Below are 20,734 nucleotides of genomic sequence, written 5' to 3'. Positions count from 1 at the left end.
CGCGTTCGCGCGTCAATCCCCCCCGCGACGAGTGGGGCCGCTCGGCCGCCCGGTCGATAGCATGGGTTCCGAGGCCTGACGAACGCAACTGACGAACGCAACGAGGAGGGATGCCATGAACATCGTATCGACCGGCGCACGCCACCACGCGCCAACCGCCGGATAAGCGGAGCGGCACGATGTATCGCCATCTGCTCGTGACGGTCGACGGCGTGCCCGGCGGCATCGACGCGATCGGCCATGCGCTCGAACTGGCGCGCGCGGTCGGCGCGCGGGTCACGTTCGTGCTGCGCGGCGCCGCGCCGGACTCGCGTTTATCCGGAGCGCGGATGCCGGATCACGGTGCGAAAGTGGAAGCCGCCGCACGGGCACAGGGCCTGTCCCATGCGATCGCTGCCGGCGCCGCGCCATCGCCCGCTGCGCTCGCCGGCACGCTCGGCTGCGACCTGATCGGCGTCGCGGCGCTGCCACACGACGCCGATGCTGCCGTATCCGCGCAACGGCGGTTGCTGCTTGCGACGAGCGGCGTGCCGGTGCTCGTCTGCCCGGCGCGGCACTCACCGGCCGAGGCGCGCGTGATGGCCCGCTGTCTCGATGCGCATCGTGCGGTCGGCGAGCTGCTGCAGGCGCTGACGATGCCCGGCGAAGGGACACAGCCGGTGGCCGATGCGGGCCGCATGCTGGCGGCGCTGGCAGCACTCGCTGCGTTGCAGAACGCACGCTTCGGCGCGTCCGTCGAAGCACGCCTCTTCGCGGCATTGCGGGTCCGCGCGGAATGCACCGCGGCCGAACTCGACGAACTCGACCGCCAGCGGCAACGCGACGTGCAAGCGCTCGACGCGCTGGCGCGGCTCGCCGCAGACGGGTTGCCGTCGGCCGCGTTCGACACCGCGCTTGCCTGCTATGCGCGCAGCGCATTCGAGCAGATGGGGCGGATGGAAGGCGTGGTTTTCCCTGCCGCGCGACGCTACCTCGGCGAGCGCGACTGGGCCGAACTGGACGCGCACCCGGCGAGCTGCGCAGCCGCGACCCCGCCGGGCGCGAACGAACCCGACGATGCGCGACGCGCATCCGACTGATACCCTACGGAGAACAAGATGGCACATGCAGTGCGATTCCACGAAACCGGCGGCCCCGACGTGCTGCGCTGGGAAACCGTCGAGGTCGGCGACCCGGGCCCCGGCCAGGTCCGCCTGCGACACGAGGCGGTCGGCCTGAACTTCGCCGACACGTATTTCCGCAGCGGCCTGTATCCGGTGCCGCTGCCGGCCGGCATCGGCGTCGAGGCGGCCGGCGTGGTCGAGGCTGTCGGCCCCGGCGTGACCAACGTCGCCGCCGGCGACCGCGTCACCTACACGGGCTTTCTGAACACGCTCGGCGCATACAGCACCGAACGGCTGATCGCGGCCGCGCCGCTCGTCCGGCTGCCGGCCGGCATCCCCTGCGAAACGGCCGCGGCGATGACGATGCGCGGCCTGACGTCGGCCTACCTGCTGCGCCGCATCCACGCGTTCGCAGCGGGCGACACGATCCTGCTGCATGCGGCCGCCGGCGGCGTCGGGCTGATCGTGTCGCAGTGGGCGAAGCTGCTCGGGCTCACGGTGATCGGCACCGTATCCAGCGAACACAAGGCCGCGATCGCCCGCGCGCACGGCTGCGACCATACGATCGACTACAGCCGCGAGAACGTCGCGCAACGCGTGCGCGAACTGACGGATGGCGCCGGCGTCGACGTCGTGTTCGACAGCGTCGGCAAGGACACCTTCGAAGGCTCGCTCGATTCGCTGAAGCGGCGCGGGCTGATGGTCTGCGTCGGCACCGCGTCGGGCCCGATCCCGCCGTTCGACCCGCAGCGCCTCGCGATGAAGGGCTCGCTGTACCTGACGCGCCCGGCGCTGGCCGACTACATCGCCGATCCAGCCGAAAAGAACGACCTGGCCGGCGAGCTGTTCGCGCACGTCGCGGCCGGCCGCATCCGGATCGGGATCAACCAGCGTTATGCGCTGCAGGACGCGGCGCAGGCGCACCGCGATCTTGAATCGCGCAAGACGACCGGCTCGTCGGTATTCATCGTCTGAGGAGACGCGCATGCGAGTCGAACCCCTGACCTGTGCGATCGGCGCGGAACTGCTGGACGTGAACCTCGCCGACGCCGTGCACGACGACGGCCTGTTCGCCGAGATCCGCACGCAGCTGCTGCGCAATCGCGTGCTGTTCCTGCGTGACCAGGACATCACGCGTGCCGAGCACGTCGCGTTCGCCCGACGCTTCGGCGAACTCGAGGATCATCCGGTCGCCGGCAGCGACCCGGAGCATCCGGGGCTCGTGCGCATCTACAAGTCGCCCGACCAGCCGAACGACCGCTACGAGAATGCGTGGCACAGCGATGCGAGCTGGCGCGTGGCGCCGCCGTTCGGCTGTGTGCTGCGCTGCATCGAGGGTCCGCCGGTTGGCGGCGACACGATGTGGGCGAACATGGTGCTCGCGTACGAGCATCTGCCGGCGCACGTGAAGCAGCAGATCGAGGACTTGCGCGCGCGTCACAGCATCGAGGCGAGCTTCGGCGCGGCGATGCCGCCCGACAAGCGTCTCGCGCTGAAGGCGCAGTATCCGGACGCCGAGCATCCGGTCGTGCGCACCCATCCCGAAACGGGCGAGAAGGTGCTGTACGTGAACGCATTCACGACGCACTTCACGAATTTCCATACGCCCGGGCGCGTGCGCTTCGGGCAGGACGCGAACCCCGGCGCCGGCCAGCTGCTGCAATACCTGATCAGCCAGGCCTATATCCCCGAATACCAGGTGCGCTGGCGCTGGAAGAAGAACAGCGTCGCGATCTGGGACAACCGCAGCACGCAGCATTACGCGGTGATGGACTACCCGCCGTGCGTGCGCAGGATGGAGCGCGCGGGCATCGTCGGCGACGTGCCGTTCTGAGCCCGCCCGCACCGTAACCGATCCGCAACCACGCAAGCACGCGCCGGGCCCGCCGCCCGGCGCGACGGGATACGCACGCCCGTACACCCCTAACACAACGATTCCATCTGGAGGACGACATGCAATTTCTCGACGATTCGCTGCACCCGGAAAACCAGGACAAGGTGGTCATCACGGTCGCGCCGTACGGCCCCGAATGGATGCCTGCCGATTTCCCGGAAGACATTCCGGTCACGATGGACGAGCACGTGCAGAAGGCCGTCGACTGCTACAACGCGGGCGCGACGGTGCTGCACCTGCACGTGCGCGAGCTGGACGGCAAGGGCAGCAAGCGGCTGTCGAAGTTCAACGAGTTGCTCGGCCGGCTGCGCGAGGCCGTGCCCGACATGATCCTGCAGGTCGGCGGCTCGATCTCGTTCGCACCGGAAGGCGACGGCGCGGAAGCGAAATGGCTGTCCGACGACACGCGCCACATGCTCGCCGAGCTGACGCCGAAGCCCGACCAGGTGACGGTCGCGATCAACACCGTGCAGATGAACATCACCGAGCTGATGAACCGCAAGGACATCGCCGGCACGTCGCTGAACGAGGCCGCGCTGTGGGACGCGTACCGCGAGATGACCGTGCCGGCCGGCCCCGGCTGGGTCGACGAGCACCTGCGCCGGCTGCAGGCGGCCGGCATCCAGCCGCATTTCCAGCTCACCGGCATGCACGCGCTCGAGACGCTCGAGCGGATCATCCGCCGCGGCGTCTATCGCGGCCCGCTGAACGTCACCTGGGTCGGCATCGGCGGCGGCTTCGACGGCCCGAATCCGTACAACTTCATGGAATTCGTGCGGCGCTGCCCGGACGGCGCGTGCATCACGCTCGAATCGCTGATGAAGAACGTGCTGCCGATCAACACGGTCGCGATGGCGCTGGGCCTGCATCCGCGCTGCGGGATCGAGGACACGATCATCGACCAGAAGGGCAACCGGATGACGTCCGTGCAGCAGGTCGAGCAGTGCGTGCGGATCGCGCGCGAACTCGGCCGCGAGATCGCGACCGGCAAGGAGGCGAAGGCGATCTACCGGATCGGCGTGCAGTACGACGGCGTCGACGAGACGCTCGCGCAGCTCGGGATGGCGCCGAACCGCCGGCCGGGCCAGATGAACGTGCCGCTGCGCGCGGCCTGACGCGCCGGGCGGCCCGCCAGCGCCGCCCGCCGATCGATGTAGCGCGGCACCCACCCTCGCGCAGCGCGCGAGGCAAGCTCCGCCGAACGGAGCGGGGCCGCGCAAGCCGCGCCGGCGCGTTGCCGCACCGGTGCCGGAGGAGACACGCATGCTGATTCATCATGTCGAGCCGTCGCTGCAGGACGTGGCCGCCACCGGCCGGCGCGCGCCTGCCTACGCCTGGCTCGTGTTCGGGCTGACCGTCGGCCTGCTGCTGTCGGACTACATGTCGCGGCAGGTGCTCAACGCCGTGTTTCCGCTGCTCAAGCACGCGTGGGGGCTGTCGGACACGCAGTTGGGTTCCTTGTCCGGCGTCGTCGCGCTGCTGGTCGGGCTGCTGACGTTTCCGCTGTCGGTGCTCGCCGACCGCTTCGGCCGCGTGCGCAGCATCGTGCTGATGGCCGCGCTGTGGAGCGTCGCGACGCTCGGCTGCGCGCTGTCGACCAATTACGCCGAAATGCTCGTGTCGCGCGGGCTCGTCGGGCTCGGCGAAGCCGCGTACGGCAGCGTCGGCGTCGCGCTGATCCTCAGCATCTTTCCCGCACGCCTGCGCGCGACGCTGACCGGCGCGTTCATGGCCGGCGGCGCGTTCGGCTCCGTGTTCGGGATGGCGCTCGGCGGCCTCGTCGGCGCGCATCTCGGCTGGCGCTGGTCGTTCGGCGTGATGGCCGCGCTCGGCATCGTGCTGCTCGTCGCGTATCGCGGCGTGGTCACCGAGCGGCGGCTCGCGGCCTGCCGCGTCGAACCGTGCCGGCCCAATGCCGACGCGCCGCGCGACCTGCGCGGCAGCGTGCGCGCGCTGATGTCGGGACTGTTCGCATCGCGTTCGGTGATCTGCGCGTATGTCGGCAGCGGGCTGCACCTGTTCGTGCCCGGTGCGCTGTTCGCCTGGCTGCCGAGCTACCTGAACCGCTATTACGCGATGGCGCCCGACCGCGCCGCGGTGCTCGCGGCCGGCTTCGTGCTGCTGTCGGGCGTCGGGATGGTCGGCTGCGGGATCGTGACCGACCGGGTCGGCCGCGCCGACGGCTCGCGCAAATGGCTGACCGCGATCGCGTATTGCGTGCTGACGGGCGTGTGCCTCGCGATCGCGTTCCGGCTGCCGCCCGGGCCGCTGCAGCTCGCGCTGATCTGCGCAGGCATGCTGGTCGGTGCGGGCGCGTCCGGCGCGTCGGGGGCGATGGTCGCGAACCTGACGCCGGCCGCGATCCACGCGTCGGCATTCGCGACGCTCACGCTCGCCAACAACCTGCTCGGCATGGCGCCGGGCCCGCTGCTGACCGGATGGGCCGCCGATCGCGCCGGTCTCGTCGGCGCACTGCAATGGATTCCCGTCGTGCCGCTCGCGGCCGCCGTGCTGTTCGCGATCGGACGCGCGAGCTACACCGCAGATCTCGCCCGTGTCGAACGCGAACGGCGCGCATCCCACCACCTTTCCTGAACCCTCCCGGAGGCTGCATGACCCTGGCGACTACGCCGACCATCCTGATCGTGCCCGGCTTGCGCGATCACGTCGAAGACCACTGGCAGACGCATCTCGAACGGCGCCTGCCGAACGCGCGTTCCGTCGCGCCGCTCGAAGCCGACAAGCTGAGCCGCGCAGCGCGCGTCGCGGCACTCGATGCGGCACTGGCCGCGATCGACGGCCCCGTGATCCTCGTCGCGCACAGCGCGGGCGTGATGATCGCCGCGCACTGGGCACGGCAGGCTACGCGAGCGATCCACGGCGCGCTGCTCGCGGCGCCGGCCGATCTCGACACGCCGATGCCCGAAGGCTATCCGACACCCGCTGCGCTCGACGCGCACGGCTGGACGCCGGTGCCGACCCGGCGGCTGCCGTTTCCGAGCATCGTGGCCGCGAGCCGCAACGATCCGCTCGCACGCTTCGAACGCACCGAAGCGCTGGCGGCCGGGTGGGGCAGCCGGCTCGTCGATCTCGGCGAGGTCGGGCACCTGAACCCGGCGTCCGGGTACGGCGAGTGGCGGGACGCGGAGCGGCTGATCGCAGAGGTGATCGCGCTCGGTGCGGCCTGAACCCCGTGCGCGGCGCGCCGGACACGACTGTGTGCCGGCGCGTCGACATGAACCGATTCCATTTCAGCGCCCGTTGATATACGACGTCCTAACACACCACACAACCGTTGCCGCGTCGCGCCCCGAAATCGGTCAATCAGCAAATCGTCGACAAACGGAAGGTTTTTGTTAGGGAAATTCCCGCCCCGTGCCGCTCGGTTTTTTGTTGACCGACATCGTATAACGCCGTCATGATTTCCTGAAAGAAAGGTCCCATCCACCGACCGAAGCGAGGAGACATGAACACCACCACGATCGCGCGCCGTGTCCGACGGATCGCCCTGGCGCTGGGCTTGACGCTGTCGGCCGCGGCCGCCGTCGCGGCGCCCGTGTCGCTCAATGTCGTCGACGTCGCGGGCAACCTGCAGCTCACGCAGAAGGCCATCGAGGCGTTCAAGGAAAAGAACCCGAACCTGGTCTCGAACGTCACGTTCACAAACGCGCCCGCGCCGCAGCTGCCGGGCAAGATCAAGGCGATGCAGGCAGCGGGGCGCGCCGACATCGACCTCGTGCTGACCGGCACCGACGCGCTGGCCGCTGGCATCGAGCAGAACCTGTGGCTGAAGCTGCTGCCCGACAACGCGGGCGCATTGCCCGGCGTGCTCGACAAGTACGCACCCGGCCCGCGCAAGATGCAGGATCTCGCGCAGGGCTTCGGCCTCGAAGTCACCTACATGCCGGCCGGCCCGCTGCTCGAATACAACCCGGCGAAGGTCAGCGATCCGCCGAAGACGCCCGAACAGCTGCTCGCGTGGTGCAAGGCGCACCCGAACAAGCTGATCTACGCGCGCCCGGCGAACTCGGGCCCCGGCCGCACGTTCCTGATGGGGCTGCCGTACGTGCTCGGCGACAAGAACCCGCAGGACCCGATCAACGGCTGGGACAAGACCTGGGCATACCTGAAGCAGCTCAACGACTGCGTCCCGTACTACCCGGGCGGCACGTCGGCCGTGATGAAGGAGCTCGGCGAAGGCACGCGCGACATGACCGTCACCGTCACCGGCTGGGACCTCAACCCGCGCGCGCTCGGCATCGTGCCGGCCGAGTTCCGGATCCAGGCGTTCGACAACATGACGTGGGTCAACGACGCGCACTACATGGTGATCCCGAAGGGCGTGCCGAAGGACAAGCTCGACGTGCTGTTCAAGCTGATGAACTTCCTGCTCGAACCGGCCCAGCAGGCGATGACCTACGACGACGGCTACTTCTATCCGGGCCCGGCGGTGAAGGGCGTGACGCTCGAGATGGCGCCCGCGCACAGCCAGGAAGTGATCAGGAAGTTCGGCCGCCCCGAGTACGCGAAGCTGCTCGCGGATCGTCCGCACGTGCAGCCGCTCAACGCGCAGGCGATGGTCGCCGCGTTCCAGAAGTGGGACCGCGAGATCGGTGCGCAGAAGTCGAAATGACGCATGAACCCGCGGGCGCTGCGGCGCCCGCGCCGACGGAGTTCGCGCAATGAAGCACAGTTTCGAACGGTTGCGGCTCGACGGCGTGTGCCGCAGCTTCACCAATGCGGAAGGCGCACAGGTCGCCGCACTGGACGGGCTCGACCTCGACATCAGGCGCGGCGAGTTCATCGCGCTGCTCGGCCCGTCGGGTTGCGGCAAGTCGACCGCGCTGAACTGCATCGCCGGTCTGCAGCCGCTCACGCGCGGCGGCATCTGGCTCGACGACATGCGCATCGACGTGCTGCCGCCCGAGCGCCGCGGCTTCGGGATGGTGTTCCAGAACTACGCGCTGTTTCCGCACATGTCGGTGCTCGACAACGTCGGCTTCGGGCTGAAGATGCGCGGCGTGCCGAAGCAGGAAACCCGGCGGCGCGCGCAGCAGGCGCTCGAGCTCGTGCAGCTCGTCGGCCACGAGGGCAAGCTGCCCGGGCAATTGTCGGGCGGACAGCAGCAGCGCGTCGCGGTCGCGCGCGCGATCGTCATCGAGCCGCCGCTGGTGCTGATGGACGAGCCGCTGTCGAACCTCGACACGAAGCTGCGCATCGAGATGCGCGCCGAGATCCGCCGCATCCACACGCAGCTCGAACGCGCGACGATCTACGTGACGCACGACCAGGACGAGGCGCTGTCGATGGCCGACCGGATCGTCGTGATGAAGGAAGGGGTCGTGCAGCAGATCGCGTCGCCCAAGGACGTGTACACGCGCCCGCACAACCTGCACGTCGCGCGCTTCATGGGCTATCGCAACGTGCTGCCGTTCACGCTCGAAGGGATGGCCGGCGACTACGTGAACGTCGCCGCGGCCGGCGTGCGCATCGCGGGCGTGCCGATGGCCGGTTTCGACGGCAACGAGGTCGTGGTCGCGCTGCGCCCCGACGACATCGAGCGCGCGGAAGCAGGCGCCGACAACGCCTTCGACGCGACCGTCGAAACGGTTGAATACGGCGGCCGCGACTCGCTGATCCGCGCGATCACGCCGTTCGGCGCGATCTGGGCGCGGGTCGCCGGCGAATTCGCGGAAGGCGAGCGACTGCGGCTGCGCGTGGCGCCGGCGCGCACGCTCGTCTATCCAGGAGACGCGCAATGAACGGCCTCCGCGCAGCGTGCCCGACAGCATGCCACCGGGAGGCCGCATGAGCACGCTCGCGACCGGCAGCACGCCGCGCGACGCGAAGGCGTGGCTCGTCACGCCGGCGCTCGCGTTCATCGTCGCGCTGTTCATCTATCCGTTCGCGTACGGCCTCGTGCTGTCGTTCCAGCCGATGAACGGCGGCGGCGCGCTCGCGAACTACGTGCAGTTCTTCACCGATACCGCGATGTGGCCGACCGTGCTCGTCACGCTGAAGCTCGCGGTGCCGGCGACGCTGATCAACGTCGGCATCTCGGTGCCCGTCGCGTTCGCGCTGCGCCGCAACTCGCCGTACCAGAAGTTCGTCACGACGCTGCTCGTGATTCCCGTCACGCTCGGCACGGTGCTCGTGGCCGACGGGATGCTCACGTACTTCGGCCCGAACGGCTGGTTCCCGCAGGCGCTGCAGGGGCTGCACCTGTATACGGACGAAGTGCGCCTCACGCACAACTACTGGGGCGTGCTGCTGTCGCTGATCGTGTCGGGCTTTCCGTTCGCGTTCCTGCTGGTGCTGTCGTACATCAGCGGCATCGACCCGACGCTCGCGCGCGCCGCGGCCACGCTCGGCGCGAACCCGTGGCAGCAGTTCCGGCAGATCTACCTGCCGCTGCTCGTGCCGGGGCTCACGATGGCCGCGTGCCTGTCGTTCGTGCAGGCGTTCTCGGTGTTCCCGTCGGCCGTGCTGCTCGGCGCGCCGGCCGGACCGACGCGCGTGATCTCGATCGCGGCCGCCGAGGCCGCGTTCGAGAGCTACGACTATTCGCTCGCGTCGGCGATCGCGATCGTGATGGGCTTCGTGCAGCTGCTGGTGGTCGCGTCGATGCTCGGCGCGCGCCGCTTCTTCTATACCGGTCCGGTCACGGGAGGCAAGGGCTGATGGCGACCGACAATCATGCCGCGCCGGCGTGGCCGCCGAAGCACAGCCCGCCCGGCGCACAGCCCGTCAACGCGATGAAGCCGCAAAAGCTGCGCGGCAGCCTCGCCGGCCGAGCATGGAAGGCGCTCGTGTGGGGGCTGATGGCGTTCTTCCTGCTGAACGTGATGCTGCTGATCGCGACCGTCGCGGTGAACTCGGTCGCGACGCGCTGGTTCGGCACGCCGCTGCCGCAGGGCTTCACGCTGCACTGGTACGCAAAGGCGTGGGAAGACTTCCAGCTCGCCAGCGTGCTGTGGGTGACGGTCGAAGTCGTCGGCGCGGTCGTGCTGCTGTCGGTCGCGCTCGGCGTGCCGGCCGCCTATGCGCTCGCGCGCGTGCAGTTCCGCGGCAAGCGCTTCGCGCTGCTGGTGTTCCTGCTGCCGCTGATGGTGCCGCCCGTCACGTACGGGATCCCGATGGCGACCGTGATGTACAAGGTCGGGCTCGCGGGCACGCTGCCCGGCGTGATCCTCGCGAACCTCGTGCCGGCGCTGCCGTTCGTGATCCTCGTGATGACGCCGTTCATCGAGCAGATCGATCCGAATCTCGAGGCCGCCGCGCGCATCTTCGGCGCGAACACGTGGCGCTATTTTCGCTACGTGCTGCTGCCGCTGCTGGTGCCCGGCATGCTCGCGGCGGGGCTGCTCGTGCTGGTGCGCACGATCGGGATGTTCGAGCTGACCTTCTTCACCGCGGGCCCGAGCACGCAGACGCTCGTCGTCGCGCTGTATTACGCGGTGTTCTCGACCGGCGTGCGTGCGCCGCAGTCGATCGACGCGATGGCGATGATCTACATGGCCATCACGCTCGTCTGGGTCGTGATCGCGCTGCAGTTCGTGAGCCCGACGCAGCTCGTCAGCCGCGTGAAGCAGGAGCGGCAGTAGGCCCGAACGAAAGCGGCGGGGCGGGTGCGTCGTGCCGGCCGCCCGTTTGCCCGCAGGCCTGCGTGCAATTGGTTACAAATGGATACCGCGCACGACGCGCGGACGTTGCAGACTACGCGGCATACGGCTCGGCGATGCGTTCGCATGCATTGCCGCCGCGATCCGACGTTCACCCGATGCACGGAGTTCCATGAAGTTTCAAACGCTGCTGACGCTCGGCTGTGCCGCCACGCTGCTGGCCGCCTGCAATCTGCTCCACGACGGTCCCGGATCGCGCGACGTCGACGCGGCGGTGCGCCGCGCGCTCGAAGCGGAAAACCACGGCGGCCTGAACGCGCTGTTCGGCCAGCCGCTGCCCGTGTCCGCCGACGTGATCTCGGCGAAGCCCGACGGCGACTGCAAGAAGGTCGGCGAACGCACCTACACGTGCGACGTCGTGGTCAAGTGGCGCAATAGCGATTACGCGCCGTCGCGCGCGAACCTGACGTTCGTGCAGGCCGCGGACGGCGCGTGGCAGACTTCGGGCGTCGACGCGGCGCTCGCGACGGGCGCCGCCAAGTCGCTGATCGACCGGATCGGCAAGGCGTGGCCCGGCAACGCGGCCAGTGGCGCGTCCGCGCCGCAGTGACGCACTGGCGGCGGCCTTCGTCGCGCTGTGTTCCGGGTACGGTCCCGGCGCTCGGGACCGCACCGTTCCTTCATTCCGACGCTGGCAACCGGGCGACCCGCCAGCGATGACGGCGACGGCCCGCGCGGGTTGCACGCCGGTCAGCGCCCGCGACCGGCCGTACGGGCCACCGGTTCGGTCAGCGCCGGGCGACCCGACGCGCTCGACGCGCCGGCATCCGCACCGATCCCCGACCCTTGTTCGATACGCGCTTCGGCGGCGCGGAGGTCGTCCGGATACTGGCTCTTCAGCGGCTTGTAGCCAGCCTGTTCGAGTTGTTGCAACTGTGCGACGACTTCGGCGCGCGTGACGGGCGTGGCGGCCGATTGCGCGAACGACACGGCAGGGGCCGCCAGCGCGGCGGCAAGAACGAGCACGGAAAGGGCGGTCTTCATGTTCAGGATCTCCGAAAAAACAGGGCATCCGGCGCGGCACTCGCGCCGCAACCGGTGACCCCATCTTGTTCGACCGGCGCTTAAGCGTGGATTAACGAGCAAAAAGGGCGCGAACGCTGCCCGTCATCGGTCGAATCGATCCTCGGTATGCGGGTCGTCGTATAGGGAAAACCCTTAATTCGAGCTATAATCACGGCCTAGAAGAAAGGTCGAACCATGCCCGAACGTTTCCAATCCCTTGAAAAATTTGTGTTTTCCCTGGTCGTGATGTCGGCGGTCGTCTGCTCCGCATTCCTCGCGTACGAGCGTCACCCCGAGATCAAGATCGCGCTGCACGAAGGCGAAGCGCTGATGCGCGAAAGCGCCAAGTATTCGGTCATCTGCTCGCCGTCCAAGGTCGATCCTTGCGTCGAGATGTCCGCTTACTGAAGCCTGCCGGCCCGCTGACGCCCCCCTGCTGATTCCCGCCGACGCGCGGCCGATGGCCGAACCGCGCTGGCGGCGCGCATCACGCGCACACGCGCACCGGTTCCGGCCGCGCGTCGCCTGACTACCACTTCCCCGATTTTCCGATCCCGCTGCGGCATCCTGTCCGCAACGTGCCGTCACGCCTGCCTGTCGTCACGTCCTCCGTGCCGACGCCGGGCGCTGCGCCCGGCCTCATTGCGCGTTCGCGCCTGCCACACTCAACCCGCCGTCACGACCTGCCGCGGTTCGCCGCGCGCAAACGCGGCGACGTTGTCGACGAGCTGGTCGGCCAGCGCCTGGATCGCCTCGTCGCTCGCCCACGCGACATGCGGCGTCAGGATGAACGCCGGATGCGACAGGATCGCGTGGAACGGATGCACCGCCGGCAGCGGCTCCTGCGTGACCACGTCGAAACCCGCGCCCGCGATCTGTCCCGACTGCAGCGCGTCGACCAGCGCGTCTTCGTCCACGAGCCCGCCGCGTGAGGTGTTGATCAGCAACGGCCGGCGCGCCATCCGCGCGAATGCGGTCGCATCGATCAGGTGCCGCGTCGCCGGCGTGAGCGGGCAGTGCAGCGTGATCACGTCGCTGTCGCGCAGCAGCGTATCGAGCGGCACATGGTCGGCGTCCCGGGCGTCGCCGTGCGCGGCGAACCGCACGCGCATGTCGAGCGCGCGCGCGATGCCGGCCACCGCGCGGCCGAGCACGCCGTCGCCGACGATCCCGAGCGTCGAGCCGGCCAGGTCGCGGATCGGGTGATCGAAGAAGCAGAACTGTCCGCTGTCGAGCCAGCGTCCCGCGCGCACCGCGTCGCGATACGCGACGAGGCTGCGCCGCAGCGCGAAGATCAGCGCGAACGTGTGCTCGGGCACCGTGCGCGCCGCATACCCGCGAATGTTGCTGACGACGATGCCGCGCGCCGCGCAGGCGTCGAGGTCGACGATGTCGGTACCGGTCGCGGCGATCGCGATCATTTTCACGTGCGGCGCGCCGTCGAGCGCCGCCGCGCCGAGCCGGACCTTGTTGGTCACGACGATGTCCGCGGCGCCGATGCGCGCGGCCACCTCGTGCGCGGCCGACCGTTCGAACGTTTGGAGCACGTGCGGAAACGGGAACGGCTTCAGCACGGTCTGCGGCGACAGCGTCGCGCGGTCGAGAAACACGATCTTCGCGGGAGAGGAGCTGGAAAACATGGCGGGTCTCGCTGACGGGCGCCCGGCGGGCGCGCAACGGCAACGATTCTGCCAACGGCGCGCCGGCCCCGGCTTGACCGTTGCGCGAGCGCGCTTTCCCGCACGGAAAGGCGGGCGCACGCTCGCATGCAGGCCGGCGCGGCATGCTCCCGGTGCGCCGCCATGCATGCCTTTCCGTTCGGGAAAGGCTGGTTGAGCATCGATCGATTTTCGCCGTGCGCGAACGTCGTCATGATCGCTGTCATCGACAACACGATTTCATCGGAGACAGCCATGACGAGACCCCTGGACGGCATCCGCGTGCTGGAACTCGGCCAACTGATCGCCGGGCCGTTCGCGGGCCGGATGCTCGCCGAATTCGGCGCGGACGTGATCAAGGTCGAGCCGCCCGGCGTCGGCGACCCGCTGCGCAAATGGCGGCTCCTGCACGACGGCACGTCGGTCTGGTGGGCCGCGCAGTCGCGCAACAAGACCTCGCTCGCGCTCGACCTGCGCACGCCCGAAGGGCAGGACGTCGTGCGCCGCCTGGTCGCCGAGACCGATGTGCTGATCGAGAACTTCCGGCCCGGCACGCTCGAAGGCTGGGGGCTCGGCTGGGACGCGCTGTCCGCGATCAACCCCGGGCTCGTGATGCTGCGCGTGTCGGGCTTCGGCCAGACCGGCCCTTATCGCAACCGGCCCGGCTTCGGCGTGATCGCCGAGGCGATGGGCGGCCTGCGGCACCTGACCGGGGAGCCCGGCCGCACGCCGGTGCGCGTCGGCGTGTCGCTCGGCGATTCGCTGTCGGCGCTGCACGGCGTGATCGGCATCCTGCTCGCGCTGCGCCATCGCGAGCAGCAGGGCGGCAAGGGGCAGGTCGTCGACGTCGCGCTGTACGAATCGGTCTTCAACATGATGGAAAGCCTGCTGCCCGAATACTCGGCGTTCGGCGCGGTGCGCGAGGCGGCCGGCAGCAGCCTGCCCGGCATCGCGCCGACCAACGCGTACCGCTGCCGCGACGGCAAGTACGCGCTGATCGCCGGCAACGGCGACAGCATCTTCCGCCGCCTGATGGAATTGATCGGGCGCCCCGATCTCGGCAACGATCCCGCGCTCGCGCACAACGACGGGCGCGTCGCGCAGGTCGCGCGCATCGACGCGGCGATCGGCGAATGGAGCGCACGGCACGACCTCGACGACGTGCTGGCCGCGCTGAACGAAGCGCGCATCCCGTCCGGGCGCATCTACGACGTCGCGGACATCGCGGCCGATCCGCATTACCGTGCGCGCGACATGATCGTCGACGCCGCGCTGCCCGACGGCACGCCGGTACTCGTGCCCGGCATCGTGCCGAAACTCGGCGCGACGCCGGGGCGCATCGAGCGCCCGGCACCCGCGCTCGGCGCCGATACCGACGCGGTACTCGAATCGATCGGCATCGATGCCGCGACGCGCGACGACTGGCGCGCGCGCGGCGTGATCTGAACCGGGCAAAGGAACGACGACATGAGCAAGCAACCCCGACGACTCTACATCCACGAAGTCGCGACGCGCGACGGTTTCCAGAATGAAGCGGTGTTCGTCGACACCGACGACAAGATCGCGCTCGTCGACGCATTGAGCGCATGCGGCTACGCGAAGATCGAGGTCACGTCGTTCACGTCGCCGAAGGCGATCCCCGCGCTACGCGACGCGGAGGCCGTGATGCACGGCATCGTGCGCGCGCCGGGCGTCGTCTATACGGTGCTCGTGCCGAACGTGCGCGGTGCGGAGCGCGCGCTATCGTGCGGCGTCGACGAGGTGAACCTCGTGATGTCGATGAGCGAGAGCCACAACCGTGCGAACCTGCGGATGTCCCGCGAGCAGTCGTTCGCCCAGCTGCGCGACGTGATCGACGCGATGCGCGGCACCGGCGTCGCGATCAACGTGTCGCTGTCGACCGCGATGGGGTGCCCGATGGAGGGCGACGTCCGGGCCGAAACCGTGCTCGCGTGGATGCAGCGCTTCGCGGATCTCGGCGTGCGCGGCTTCACGCTGTGCGACACGACCGGCATGGCGTACCCGTCGCAGGTGCGCGCGCTCGGCGAACGCGCCCGCGAACGCTTCGGCGCGCTGCAGCTCACGCTGCACTTTCACAACACGCGCGGTATGGCGCTCGCGAACACGCTCGCCGCGCTCGATGCCGGCATCGACCGCTTCGACGCATCGCTCGGCGGGCTCGGCGGCTGCCCGTACGCGCCAGGCGCGACCGGCAACGCGTGCACCGAGGAGCTCGTGCACATGCTCGCGCTCGACGGCTACGATACCGGCATCGACCTCGCGGCCGTGCTCGCCGCGGCCGCGCGGCTGCCCGCGCTGATCGGGCATGACGTACCGAGCCAGATCCTGAAGGCCGGGCGCCGCTCGGACCTTCATCCGCCGCCGCCCGCCGCAGCCGGCGACATGCCGGCGCAGCGAGCTTTCTCGTGAACAGGAGCGAATCACATGGCGTTGATTGACCACCTCGACCATCTCGTGCTGACCTGCGTCGATCCGGAGCGGACGAAGCACTTCTACACGGAAGTGATGCAGATGCAGCTCGAAACCTTCGGCGCGGGCCGGCTCGCGTTCCGCTTCGGCAACCAGAAGATCAACCTGCACGTGCGCGGCGCGGAATTCGAGCCGAAGGCGCACGTGCCGGTGCCCGGCGCGCTCGACCTGTGCTTCATCGCGGCCGTGCCGCTCGACGACGTGATCGCGCATCTGCAACGCGTCGAATGGCCGATCGTCGAAGGGCCCGTCGAGCGCACCGGTGCGACGCAGAAGATCCGGTCGGTGTACGTACGCGATCCGGACCTGAACCTGATCGAGATCTCCGAGTTGATCTGAGTTGCCCTGAGTCGCGTTGAGTTGAATCGCGCCGAGTGGCGGCGGTCGTGCGGCTTTGTCATGCGGCATCGTCGCGCCGGTCCTTCGGTTCGTGCATGCGCCGGCTCGACGCGACTGCTGCGCGGCACGCCTCCGCCGAAAGCGGACAGGGGCGCGCCGCACCCGCCGATTCCGGATAGCCGGCCCGGGTTGCGGTGCGGATAATGGCCTGCATCGGCGGCGGCTCGTCCGCCGCCTTGGCAGCGGGCAGCGAGACCGTCCCGCGCATCCGCAATCCGACCCAGGCGCTTCCCGAATGACCATCCTCTATCGCGGCATGGACCGCGCGGCGCTCGACGCCGCCTACCTGAACACGAAAGCCATTCCCGATTTCCCGGCGGTACTGGCGTCCTGCCAGGCGCGCAGCGCGGCGCTTTACGACGCGACGCCGGGCCGCCGCGACCTGCGTTACGGCGCGGGTCCCGCGCAGCGCTTCGACTGGCTGCGGTGCGGCCGGCCCGACGCGCCGCTGTTCGTGTTCATTCACGGCGGCTACTGGCAGCACTGCGCGAAAGAGGATTTCGCATACGCCGCCGCCGGGCCGCTCGCACGCGGCTTCGACGTCGTGCTCGCCGAATACACGCTTGCCCCGACCGCATCGATGACCGACATCGTCGGCGAAATCGGCGCGTTGCTCGACCATCTCGCGACCGACCCGGACGGCATCGGCACCGCAGGCCGGCCGATCCACCTGAGCGGCCACTCCGCGGGCGGCCACCTGACGGCCGTGTATCGCGCGCATCCGGCCGTCGTGTCGGCGCTCGCGATCAGCCCGCTCGTCGATCTCGAACCGATCTCGCTGTGCGTGCTCGACGACAAGCTGAAGCTCACCGCGCAGGAAATCGCCGCCTACAGCCCGCTGCGCCATATCGGGCCCGGTGCCCCGACCGTCGTCGCGGTCGGCGCGGCCGAGTTGCCCGAGCTCGTGCGGCACGCGCACGACTACGCGGATGCGTGCGAAGCAGCCGGCGAACGGATCGCGCGCACCTGGCTGCCCGGCATGCAGCACTTCACGGTGCTCGACGATCTCGCGACACCCGACAGCGCGATGCTCGCCGCATTGCAGGCGCTCGCGGCGCGCTGACCGGGCCGTCTTGCGCCATTTCGCGCCGCGCGCGGCCGGGCGTATGATCGCCATCAGGCCGCGCCGGCACCGGCCGTTTGCGCCGCACGGCTTTCCAGGAACCCCGACATGGTGAACCCGCTTCATTTCGATCTGCAGTCGCTGCGCGTATTCGCGCTGGTCGCCGAGCACGGCAGCCTGACCAAGGCGGCCGAACACGGCCAGCTCACGTTATCCGCGGTCAGCAAGCGGATCGCCGAACTCGAAAGCGTGACCGGCAGCGCGCTGTTCGTCCGGCATGCACGCGGCGTCGAGCTGACGCCCGCGGGCCGCGCGCTGCTCGACCATGCGGCGAAGGTAATCGAGCAGGTCAACCGGATGGCGCACGAGATGAGCGATTACGTCGCCGGCGTGCGCGGCCACATTCACGTGTGGACCAACACGTCGGCGATCGTCCAGTTCCTGCCGGCCGATCTCGCCGCGTTCCTCACCGGCAACCCGGGCATCAAGGTCAGCCTCGAGGAGCGGCTGAGCCACGAGATCGTCGACGCGCTCGCGTCCGGCAAGGCCGATCTCGGCGTTTTCGCCGACAACGTGCCGGCGCCCGGCATCGAACGCCGGCTGTACCGGCGCGACGAGCTCGTGCTGCTCGTGCCGCGCGGGCATCGCTTCGCCGCGCACGACAGCATCCGCTTCGCGGATACGCTCGATGAGGACTACGTCGGCTTGAGCGACGGCAGTTCGCTGCTCGCGCGCATGACCGACGCCGCGTTCGCGGCCGAGCGGTCGCTGAAGCTGCGCATCCAGGTATCGAATTTCGACGGCGTGAGCCGGATGATCGAGGCCGGGCTCGGGATCGGCGTGCTGCCGCGCGATGCGGTGACCCGCGAGCGCGCGTCGCGGCTCGGCGTCGTGAAGCTCGACGACGCGTGGGCGACGCGCACGCTGTGGGTCGGCGTCAAGGCCGGCTCCGTGCTGACCACCGACATCGCGAAGCTGTTCGATTTCATGTCGGCGCGCTGAGCGCGCCGCAAGCGCGACAGACCGGCCACGGAGCACGCATGCGCACGCCCCGTGCCGGTCGCCGCGTCAGACCGGATTGATGTCGTCCTGGCTGCGCCGCGTGGTCAGCGGCCCGAGTACGCGCAGCGTGACGGCGACGATGCCGAGCGCGATCGAGATCACGCCGAACATCGCGCCCGCGCCGTATGCGGCGAGCACCGGCAGCAGCATGAACGGCAGCGCGCCGCTGACGATGCGCGACAGCGAGTACGTGCTGCCGATCGCGGTCGAGCGCACGCGGGCCGGGAAGATCTCGGCCTGGTACACGTGATACGCGTTGCTGAACACGTTCGACGCGCAGGTCGTCAGGAACCCGAAGCAGACGATCAGCATCGTATTGCCCGAATACGCGAAGCACAGCCCGAACGCGGCGATCGACAGGATCGACACGATCACCAGCGTGCGGCGCTCGATCCAGTTCAGCAGCGGGATCGACAGCAGCGAGCCGATCGGATAGCCGATGAACGACAGCGCGATGAACAGCGTGCTGTCCGTCACGTCAAAACCGCGGCTCTTGACGACCGTGCCCGCGAGCGTGCCGAAGCCGTAATAGCCGAAGCCCTGGAACAGGTGGAACACCGCGAGCATCAGGTAGCGCGCACCGTAAGGCTGGCGGCGCAGCAGCGCGATGCGCTCGCCGAGGCTCAGCGGCCGCTGCGGTTCGGCCGATTGCGCGAACTGCTCGGGCACGCGCACGCCGGCGCTGTCCGCGAAGCGCCGCGCCGCGGCATGCGCGTCCGCCGTGCGGCCTTGCGCGAGCAGCCAGCGCGGGCTTTCCGGCAGGCGGTGCTGGACCAGCAGCACGTACACGGCGCCGAGGCTGCCGATCGCGAGGATGATGCGCCAGCCGGCCACGCCGGCGACATGCAGCGGATTCAGCCACAGCGCGAGGAAGCCGACCAGCGGCACCGCGACGTACGAGGTCGTATAGGCCCACGCAGCGAGCCGCCCACGCTTTTCCTTCGGCAGGATTTCCGACAGGAAGCTGTCGGCGACCGGATAGATCGCGCCGACGCCGATACCCGTCAGGAACCGGCATGCGACCAGCATGTCGGCGTTCACCGAGAACGCGCCCATCAACGAGAACGCGCTGTACCAGACGAGCGTCATCAGGAACGCCTTGCGCCTGCCGATGCGGTCCGCGAGGCTGCCGAGACACATTGCGCCGACGAACATCCCGATGAACGCGGAAGCGAGCAACAGCTTGAAATCGGCGCTTTGCCGGCTCAGCCCGTATTCGTTCTGCAACGCGGAACCGATCGTGCTGACGAGGAAGATCTCGTACATGTCGAAAAACAGCCCGATACCGATCACCCAGACGACGAACCGGTGCAATGCGCCGACCGGCAGGTCGTCCATGAATTCGCCGAGCGTGATGCCGCGGGCGGGAAGGGGCGCCGGATCGGCACCGGCCCGGCCCGCGGCCGGTGGAGCGGACGCAGGTCCGGCCGCGTTGCCGCCGAGGTCGAGGGATTGGCTGTTCATCGTGTCTCCTGATTATCGATTTGCCGTGGCGCGCGGCCCGGCCGTTCGCGGCCGGCATCGCCGGCCCGATCGCACGACGCACCGCCCGTGCCCGCAAGGCCCGCGAAAGGCCGGATGCGCGGGCGGCGCCGATCGTCCGAAACATGGTGGGCGAATTTGCATGGCTCGATAATTGCGGATGCTTCAAGCATCCTTTCCCGTGCAGAAAGGCTGCGGAATGCCCGCCGGGCGGGCGTCAGACGGGGGGCCGGCCGCTGCGCGAACGTACGGGCAGGGAAAACCATGGGTGGCGGTGCGCGTGTTCGGCGCTTTGTGATGCGCTGCGGCACGGCTCGGTATCAGCGGTGCCGGCTGGCGCCGCGCGACCGGGTGGCGGGCCCGGCCTCGCGCATTCAGCTGCTTCTCTCTCGATCGAACGATGTGGCACGCAGGGCGCGCCCCGTTGGCGCTCATTGCGACGCGCACGGGTTGGGACGTCCGGCCGGCGCCGCGCGATCGGGTGGCGGGCCCGGCCTCGCGCATTCAGCTGCTTCTATCTCGATCGAACGATGTGGCACGCAGGGCGCGCCCCGTTGGCGCTCATTGCGACGCGCACGGGTCGGGACGTCCGGCCGGCGCCAACGCGCCGGCGTCGGCATCGGCCCGTTCATGCCGGACCGTATCCGACGCAACAGCCTGCAATCTGGCCGCCAGGTCCGGCGCGATGCCGAGCTGCGCGGCCGCTTGCTCGTGCGGACCGAAGGAGCGGACGTCGACACCGGCAACCCGGCCGGCAGGTCCGGCGCCGAACCGGCGCTCGCCGGCCCGGCGACCAGCAACGTCGCGGCGCAGGCAAGCACGCCACGCGTGACGAGGAAGGACGAGGGCATGGCTGGCAATTCGCTCATCGCGGGCGGTTCGGGAAGGACGCGTGG

General features: G+C 69.4%; 21 protein-coding genes. 17 read left to right on the top strand and 4 right to left on the bottom strand.

Features of this window, described 5'->3' with window-relative positions; genetic code table 11:
* Positions 1–179 precede the first annotated feature (179 nt).
* The 11 genes from GEM_RS08600 to GEM_RS08550 all read left to right on the top strand — a co-directional run bounded on the left by GEM_RS08600 (position 180) and on the right by GEM_RS08550 (position 11,229).
* Positions 180–1,079 carry a universal stress protein gene (locus GEM_RS08600; protein WP_014897023.1) on the top strand — a complete coding sequence of 300 codons (900 nt, stop codon included), beginning with the start codon at positions 180–182 and terminating at the stop codon, positions 1,077–1,079.
* Positions 1,080–1,097: 18 nt separating this feature from the next.
* The gene (locus GEM_RS08595; protein ID WP_014897022.1) at positions 1,098–2,078 is read left to right on the top strand and encodes a quinone oxidoreductase family protein; all 981 of its coding nucleotides are present in this window, start codon (positions 1,098–1,100) and stop codon (positions 2,076–2,078) included.
* A gap of 10 nt (positions 2,079–2,088) precedes the next feature.
* Positions 2,089–2,937 carry a TauD/TfdA dioxygenase family protein gene (locus GEM_RS08590; RefSeq protein ID WP_014897021.1) on the top strand — a complete coding sequence of 283 codons (849 nt, stop codon included), beginning with the start codon at positions 2,089–2,091 and terminating at the stop codon, positions 2,935–2,937.
* A gap of 119 nt (positions 2,938–3,056) precedes the next feature.
* On the top strand, positions 3,057–4,112 hold the full coding sequence (locus GEM_RS08585; RefSeq protein WP_014897020.1) for a 3-keto-5-aminohexanoate cleavage protein: 1,056 nt from the start codon (positions 3,057–3,059) through the stop codon (positions 4,110–4,112).
* A gap of 148 nt (positions 4,113–4,260) precedes the next feature.
* The gene (locus GEM_RS08580) at positions 4,261–5,592 is read left to right on the top strand and encodes an MFS transporter (RefSeq protein ID WP_014897019.1); all 1,332 of its coding nucleotides are present in this window, start codon (positions 4,261–4,263) and stop codon (positions 5,590–5,592) included.
* A 17-nt stretch (positions 5,593–5,609) separates the two neighbouring features.
* Positions 5,610–6,185: an RBBP9/YdeN family alpha/beta hydrolase gene (locus tag GEM_RS08575; protein ID WP_014897018.1), complete on the top strand. Its 576-nt coding sequence runs from the start codon at positions 5,610–5,612 to the stop codon at positions 6,183–6,185.
* 278 nt (positions 6,186–6,463) lie between these two features.
* Positions 6,464–7,630 (top strand): ABC transporter substrate-binding protein, encoded by a 1,167-nt coding sequence (locus GEM_RS08570; RefSeq protein ID WP_014897017.1) that lies wholly within the window; start codon positions 6,464–6,466, stop codon positions 7,628–7,630.
* A gap of 49 nt (positions 7,631–7,679) precedes the next feature.
* Complete coding sequence (locus GEM_RS08565) at positions 7,680–8,759, top strand: ABC transporter ATP-binding protein (RefSeq protein WP_014897016.1); 1,080 nt, start codon at positions 7,680–7,682, stop codon at positions 8,757–8,759.
* 46 nt (positions 8,760–8,805) lie between these two features.
* Complete coding sequence (locus GEM_RS08560) at positions 8,806–9,678, top strand: ABC transporter permease (protein ID WP_014897015.1); 873 nt, start codon at positions 8,806–8,808, stop codon at positions 9,676–9,678.
* Entirely contained in the window at positions 9,678–10,601 is a 924-nt protein-coding gene (locus GEM_RS08555; RefSeq protein WP_014897014.1) for an ABC transporter permease, read from the top strand. The genes GEM_RS08560 and GEM_RS08555 overlap by 1 nt, the downstream gene beginning before the upstream one ends.
* Before the next feature lie 190 nt (positions 10,602–10,791).
* A complete protein-coding gene (locus GEM_RS08550; protein ID WP_014897013.1) occupies positions 10,792–11,229 on the top strand; it encodes a hypothetical protein in 438 nt (145 codons plus the stop codon).
* Positions 11,230–11,369: 140 nt separating this feature from the next.
* On the opposite strand, the gene GEM_RS08545 is transcribed toward GEM_RS08550, so the two are convergent.
* A complete protein-coding gene (locus GEM_RS08545; protein ID WP_014897012.1) occupies positions 11,370–11,663 on the bottom strand; it encodes a DUF4148 domain-containing protein in 294 nt (97 codons plus the stop codon).
* A 216-nt stretch (positions 11,664–11,879) separates the two neighbouring features.
* Between GEM_RS08545 and GEM_RS08540 the strand changes: the two genes are divergently transcribed.
* Positions 11,880–12,092 carry a hypothetical protein gene (locus GEM_RS08540; protein ID WP_014897011.1) on the top strand — a complete coding sequence of 71 codons (213 nt, stop codon included), beginning with the start codon at positions 11,880–11,882 and terminating at the stop codon, positions 12,090–12,092.
* A 257-nt stretch (positions 12,093–12,349) separates the two neighbouring features.
* Here the strand turns inward: GEM_RS08540 and GEM_RS08535 are convergent, their stop codons facing one another.
* A complete protein-coding gene (locus tag GEM_RS08535) occupies positions 12,350–13,324 on the bottom strand; it encodes a D-2-hydroxyacid dehydrogenase (protein ID WP_014897010.1) in 975 nt (324 codons plus the stop codon).
* Between the two features lie 273 nt (positions 13,325–13,597).
* Here GEM_RS08535 and GEM_RS08530 point away from each other — a divergent pair, with 273 nt between their 5' ends.
* The 3 genes from GEM_RS08530 to GEM_RS08520 are packed head-to-tail and all read left to right on the top strand — an operon-like array spanning position 13,598 to position 16,171.
* Positions 13,598–14,788, top strand: a complete 1,191-nt coding sequence (locus tag GEM_RS08530) for a CaiB/BaiF CoA transferase family protein (protein ID WP_014897009.1) — start codon at positions 13,598–13,600, stop codon at positions 14,786–14,788.
* A gap of 21 nt (positions 14,789–14,809) precedes the next feature.
* Positions 14,810–15,772, top strand: a complete 963-nt coding sequence (locus GEM_RS08525; protein ID WP_014897008.1) for a hydroxymethylglutaryl-CoA lyase — start codon at positions 14,810–14,812, stop codon at positions 15,770–15,772.
* Positions 15,773–15,787: 15 nt separating this feature from the next.
* Positions 15,788–16,171, top strand: a complete 384-nt coding sequence (locus tag GEM_RS08520) for a VOC family protein (protein ID WP_014897007.1) — start codon at positions 15,788–15,790, stop codon at positions 16,169–16,171.
* Between the two features lie 58 nt (positions 16,172–16,229).
* Here the strand turns inward: GEM_RS08520 and GEM_RS08515 are convergent, their stop codons facing one another.
* On the bottom strand, positions 16,230–16,439 hold the full coding sequence (locus GEM_RS08515; protein ID WP_014897006.1) for a hypothetical protein: 210 nt from the start codon (positions 16,437–16,439) through the stop codon (positions 16,230–16,232).
* Between the two features lie 27 nt (positions 16,440–16,466).
* On the opposite strand from GEM_RS08515, the gene GEM_RS08510 reads away from it, so the two are divergent.
* Both GEM_RS08510 and GEM_RS08505 read left to right on the top strand, forming a co-directional pair.
* Complete coding sequence (locus GEM_RS08510) at positions 16,467–17,294, top strand: alpha/beta hydrolase (RefSeq protein WP_014897005.1); 828 nt, start codon at positions 16,467–16,469, stop codon at positions 17,292–17,294.
* Positions 17,295–17,402: 108 nt separating this feature from the next.
* Entirely contained in the window at positions 17,403–18,296 is an 894-nt protein-coding gene (locus GEM_RS08505) for a LysR family transcriptional regulator (RefSeq protein WP_014897004.1), read from the top strand.
* Between the two features lie 66 nt (positions 18,297–18,362).
* Here the strand turns inward: GEM_RS08505 and GEM_RS08500 are convergent, their stop codons facing one another.
* The gene (locus GEM_RS08500) at positions 18,363–19,820 is read right to left on the bottom strand and encodes an MFS transporter (protein WP_014897003.1); all 1,458 of its coding nucleotides are present in this window, start codon (positions 19,818–19,820) and stop codon (positions 18,363–18,365) included.
* Positions 19,821–20,734: the final 914 nt, after the last annotated feature.

This window comes from Burkholderia cepacia GG4, assembly GCF_000292915.1.
In the GTDB taxonomy this organism is placed as follows: Bacteria; Pseudomonadota; Gammaproteobacteria; order Burkholderiales; family Burkholderiaceae; genus Burkholderia; species Burkholderia cepacia_D.
This window is presented reverse-complemented; position numbering and strand designations above follow the sequence as displayed.

Bases quoted from the DNA above. Each gene is read 5' to 3' on its own strand.
- GEM_RS08600 (WP_014897023.1), top strand. From the start codon at position 180: ATGTATCGCCATCTGCTCGTGACGGTCGACGGCGTGCCCGGCGGCATC.
- GEM_RS08595 (WP_014897022.1), top strand. From the start codon at position 1,098: ATGGCACATGCAGTGCGATTCCACGAAACCGGCGGCCCCGACGTGCTG.
- GEM_RS08590 (WP_014897021.1), top strand. From the start codon at position 2,089: ATGCGAGTCGAACCCCTGACCTGTGCGATCGGCGCGGAACTGCTGGAC.
- GEM_RS08585 (WP_014897020.1), top strand. From the start codon at position 3,057: ATGCAATTTCTCGACGATTCGCTGCACCCGGAAAACCAGGACAAGGTG.
- GEM_RS08580 (WP_014897019.1), top strand. From the start codon at position 4,261: ATGCTGATTCATCATGTCGAGCCGTCGCTGCAGGACGTGGCCGCCACC.
- GEM_RS08575 (WP_014897018.1), top strand. From the start codon at position 5,610: ATGACCCTGGCGACTACGCCGACCATCCTGATCGTGCCCGGCTTGCGC.
- GEM_RS08570 (WP_014897017.1), top strand. From the start codon at position 6,464: ATGAACACCACCACGATCGCGCGCCGTGTCCGACGGATCGCCCTGGCG.
- GEM_RS08565 (WP_014897016.1), top strand. From the start codon at position 7,680: ATGAAGCACAGTTTCGAACGGTTGCGGCTCGACGGCGTGTGCCGCAGC.
- GEM_RS08560 (WP_014897015.1), top strand. From the start codon at position 8,806: ATGAGCACGCTCGCGACCGGCAGCACGCCGCGCGACGCGAAGGCGTGG.
- GEM_RS08555 (WP_014897014.1), top strand. From the start codon at position 9,678: ATGGCGACCGACAATCATGCCGCGCCGGCGTGGCCGCCGAAGCACAGC.
- GEM_RS08550 (WP_014897013.1), top strand. From the start codon at position 10,792: ATGAAGTTTCAAACGCTGCTGACGCTCGGCTGTGCCGCCACGCTGCTG.
- GEM_RS08545 (WP_014897012.1), bottom strand. From the start codon at position 11,663: ATGAAGACCGCCCTTTCCGTGCTCGTTCTTGCCGCCGCGCTGGCGGCC.
- GEM_RS08540 (WP_014897011.1), top strand. From the start codon at position 11,880: ATGCCCGAACGTTTCCAATCCCTTGAAAAATTTGTGTTTTCCCTGGTC.
- GEM_RS08535 (WP_014897010.1), bottom strand. From the start codon at position 13,324: ATGTTTTCCAGCTCCTCTCCCGCGAAGATCGTGTTTCTCGACCGCGCG.
- GEM_RS08530 (WP_014897009.1), top strand. From the start codon at position 13,598: ATGACGAGACCCCTGGACGGCATCCGCGTGCTGGAACTCGGCCAACTG.
- GEM_RS08525 (WP_014897008.1), top strand. From the start codon at position 14,810: ATGAGCAAGCAACCCCGACGACTCTACATCCACGAAGTCGCGACGCGC.
- GEM_RS08520 (WP_014897007.1), top strand. From the start codon at position 15,788: ATGGCGTTGATTGACCACCTCGACCATCTCGTGCTGACCTGCGTCGAT.
- GEM_RS08515 (WP_014897006.1), bottom strand. From the start codon at position 16,439: ATGCGCGGGACGGTCTCGCTGCCCGCTGCCAAGGCGGCGGACGAGCCG.
- GEM_RS08510 (WP_014897005.1), top strand. From the start codon at position 16,467: ATGACCATCCTCTATCGCGGCATGGACCGCGCGGCGCTCGACGCCGCC.
- GEM_RS08505 (WP_014897004.1), top strand. From the start codon at position 17,403: ATGGTGAACCCGCTTCATTTCGATCTGCAGTCGCTGCGCGTATTCGCG.
- GEM_RS08500 (WP_014897003.1), bottom strand. From the start codon at position 19,820: ATGAACAGCCAATCCCTCGACCTCGGCGGCAACGCGGCCGGACCTGCG.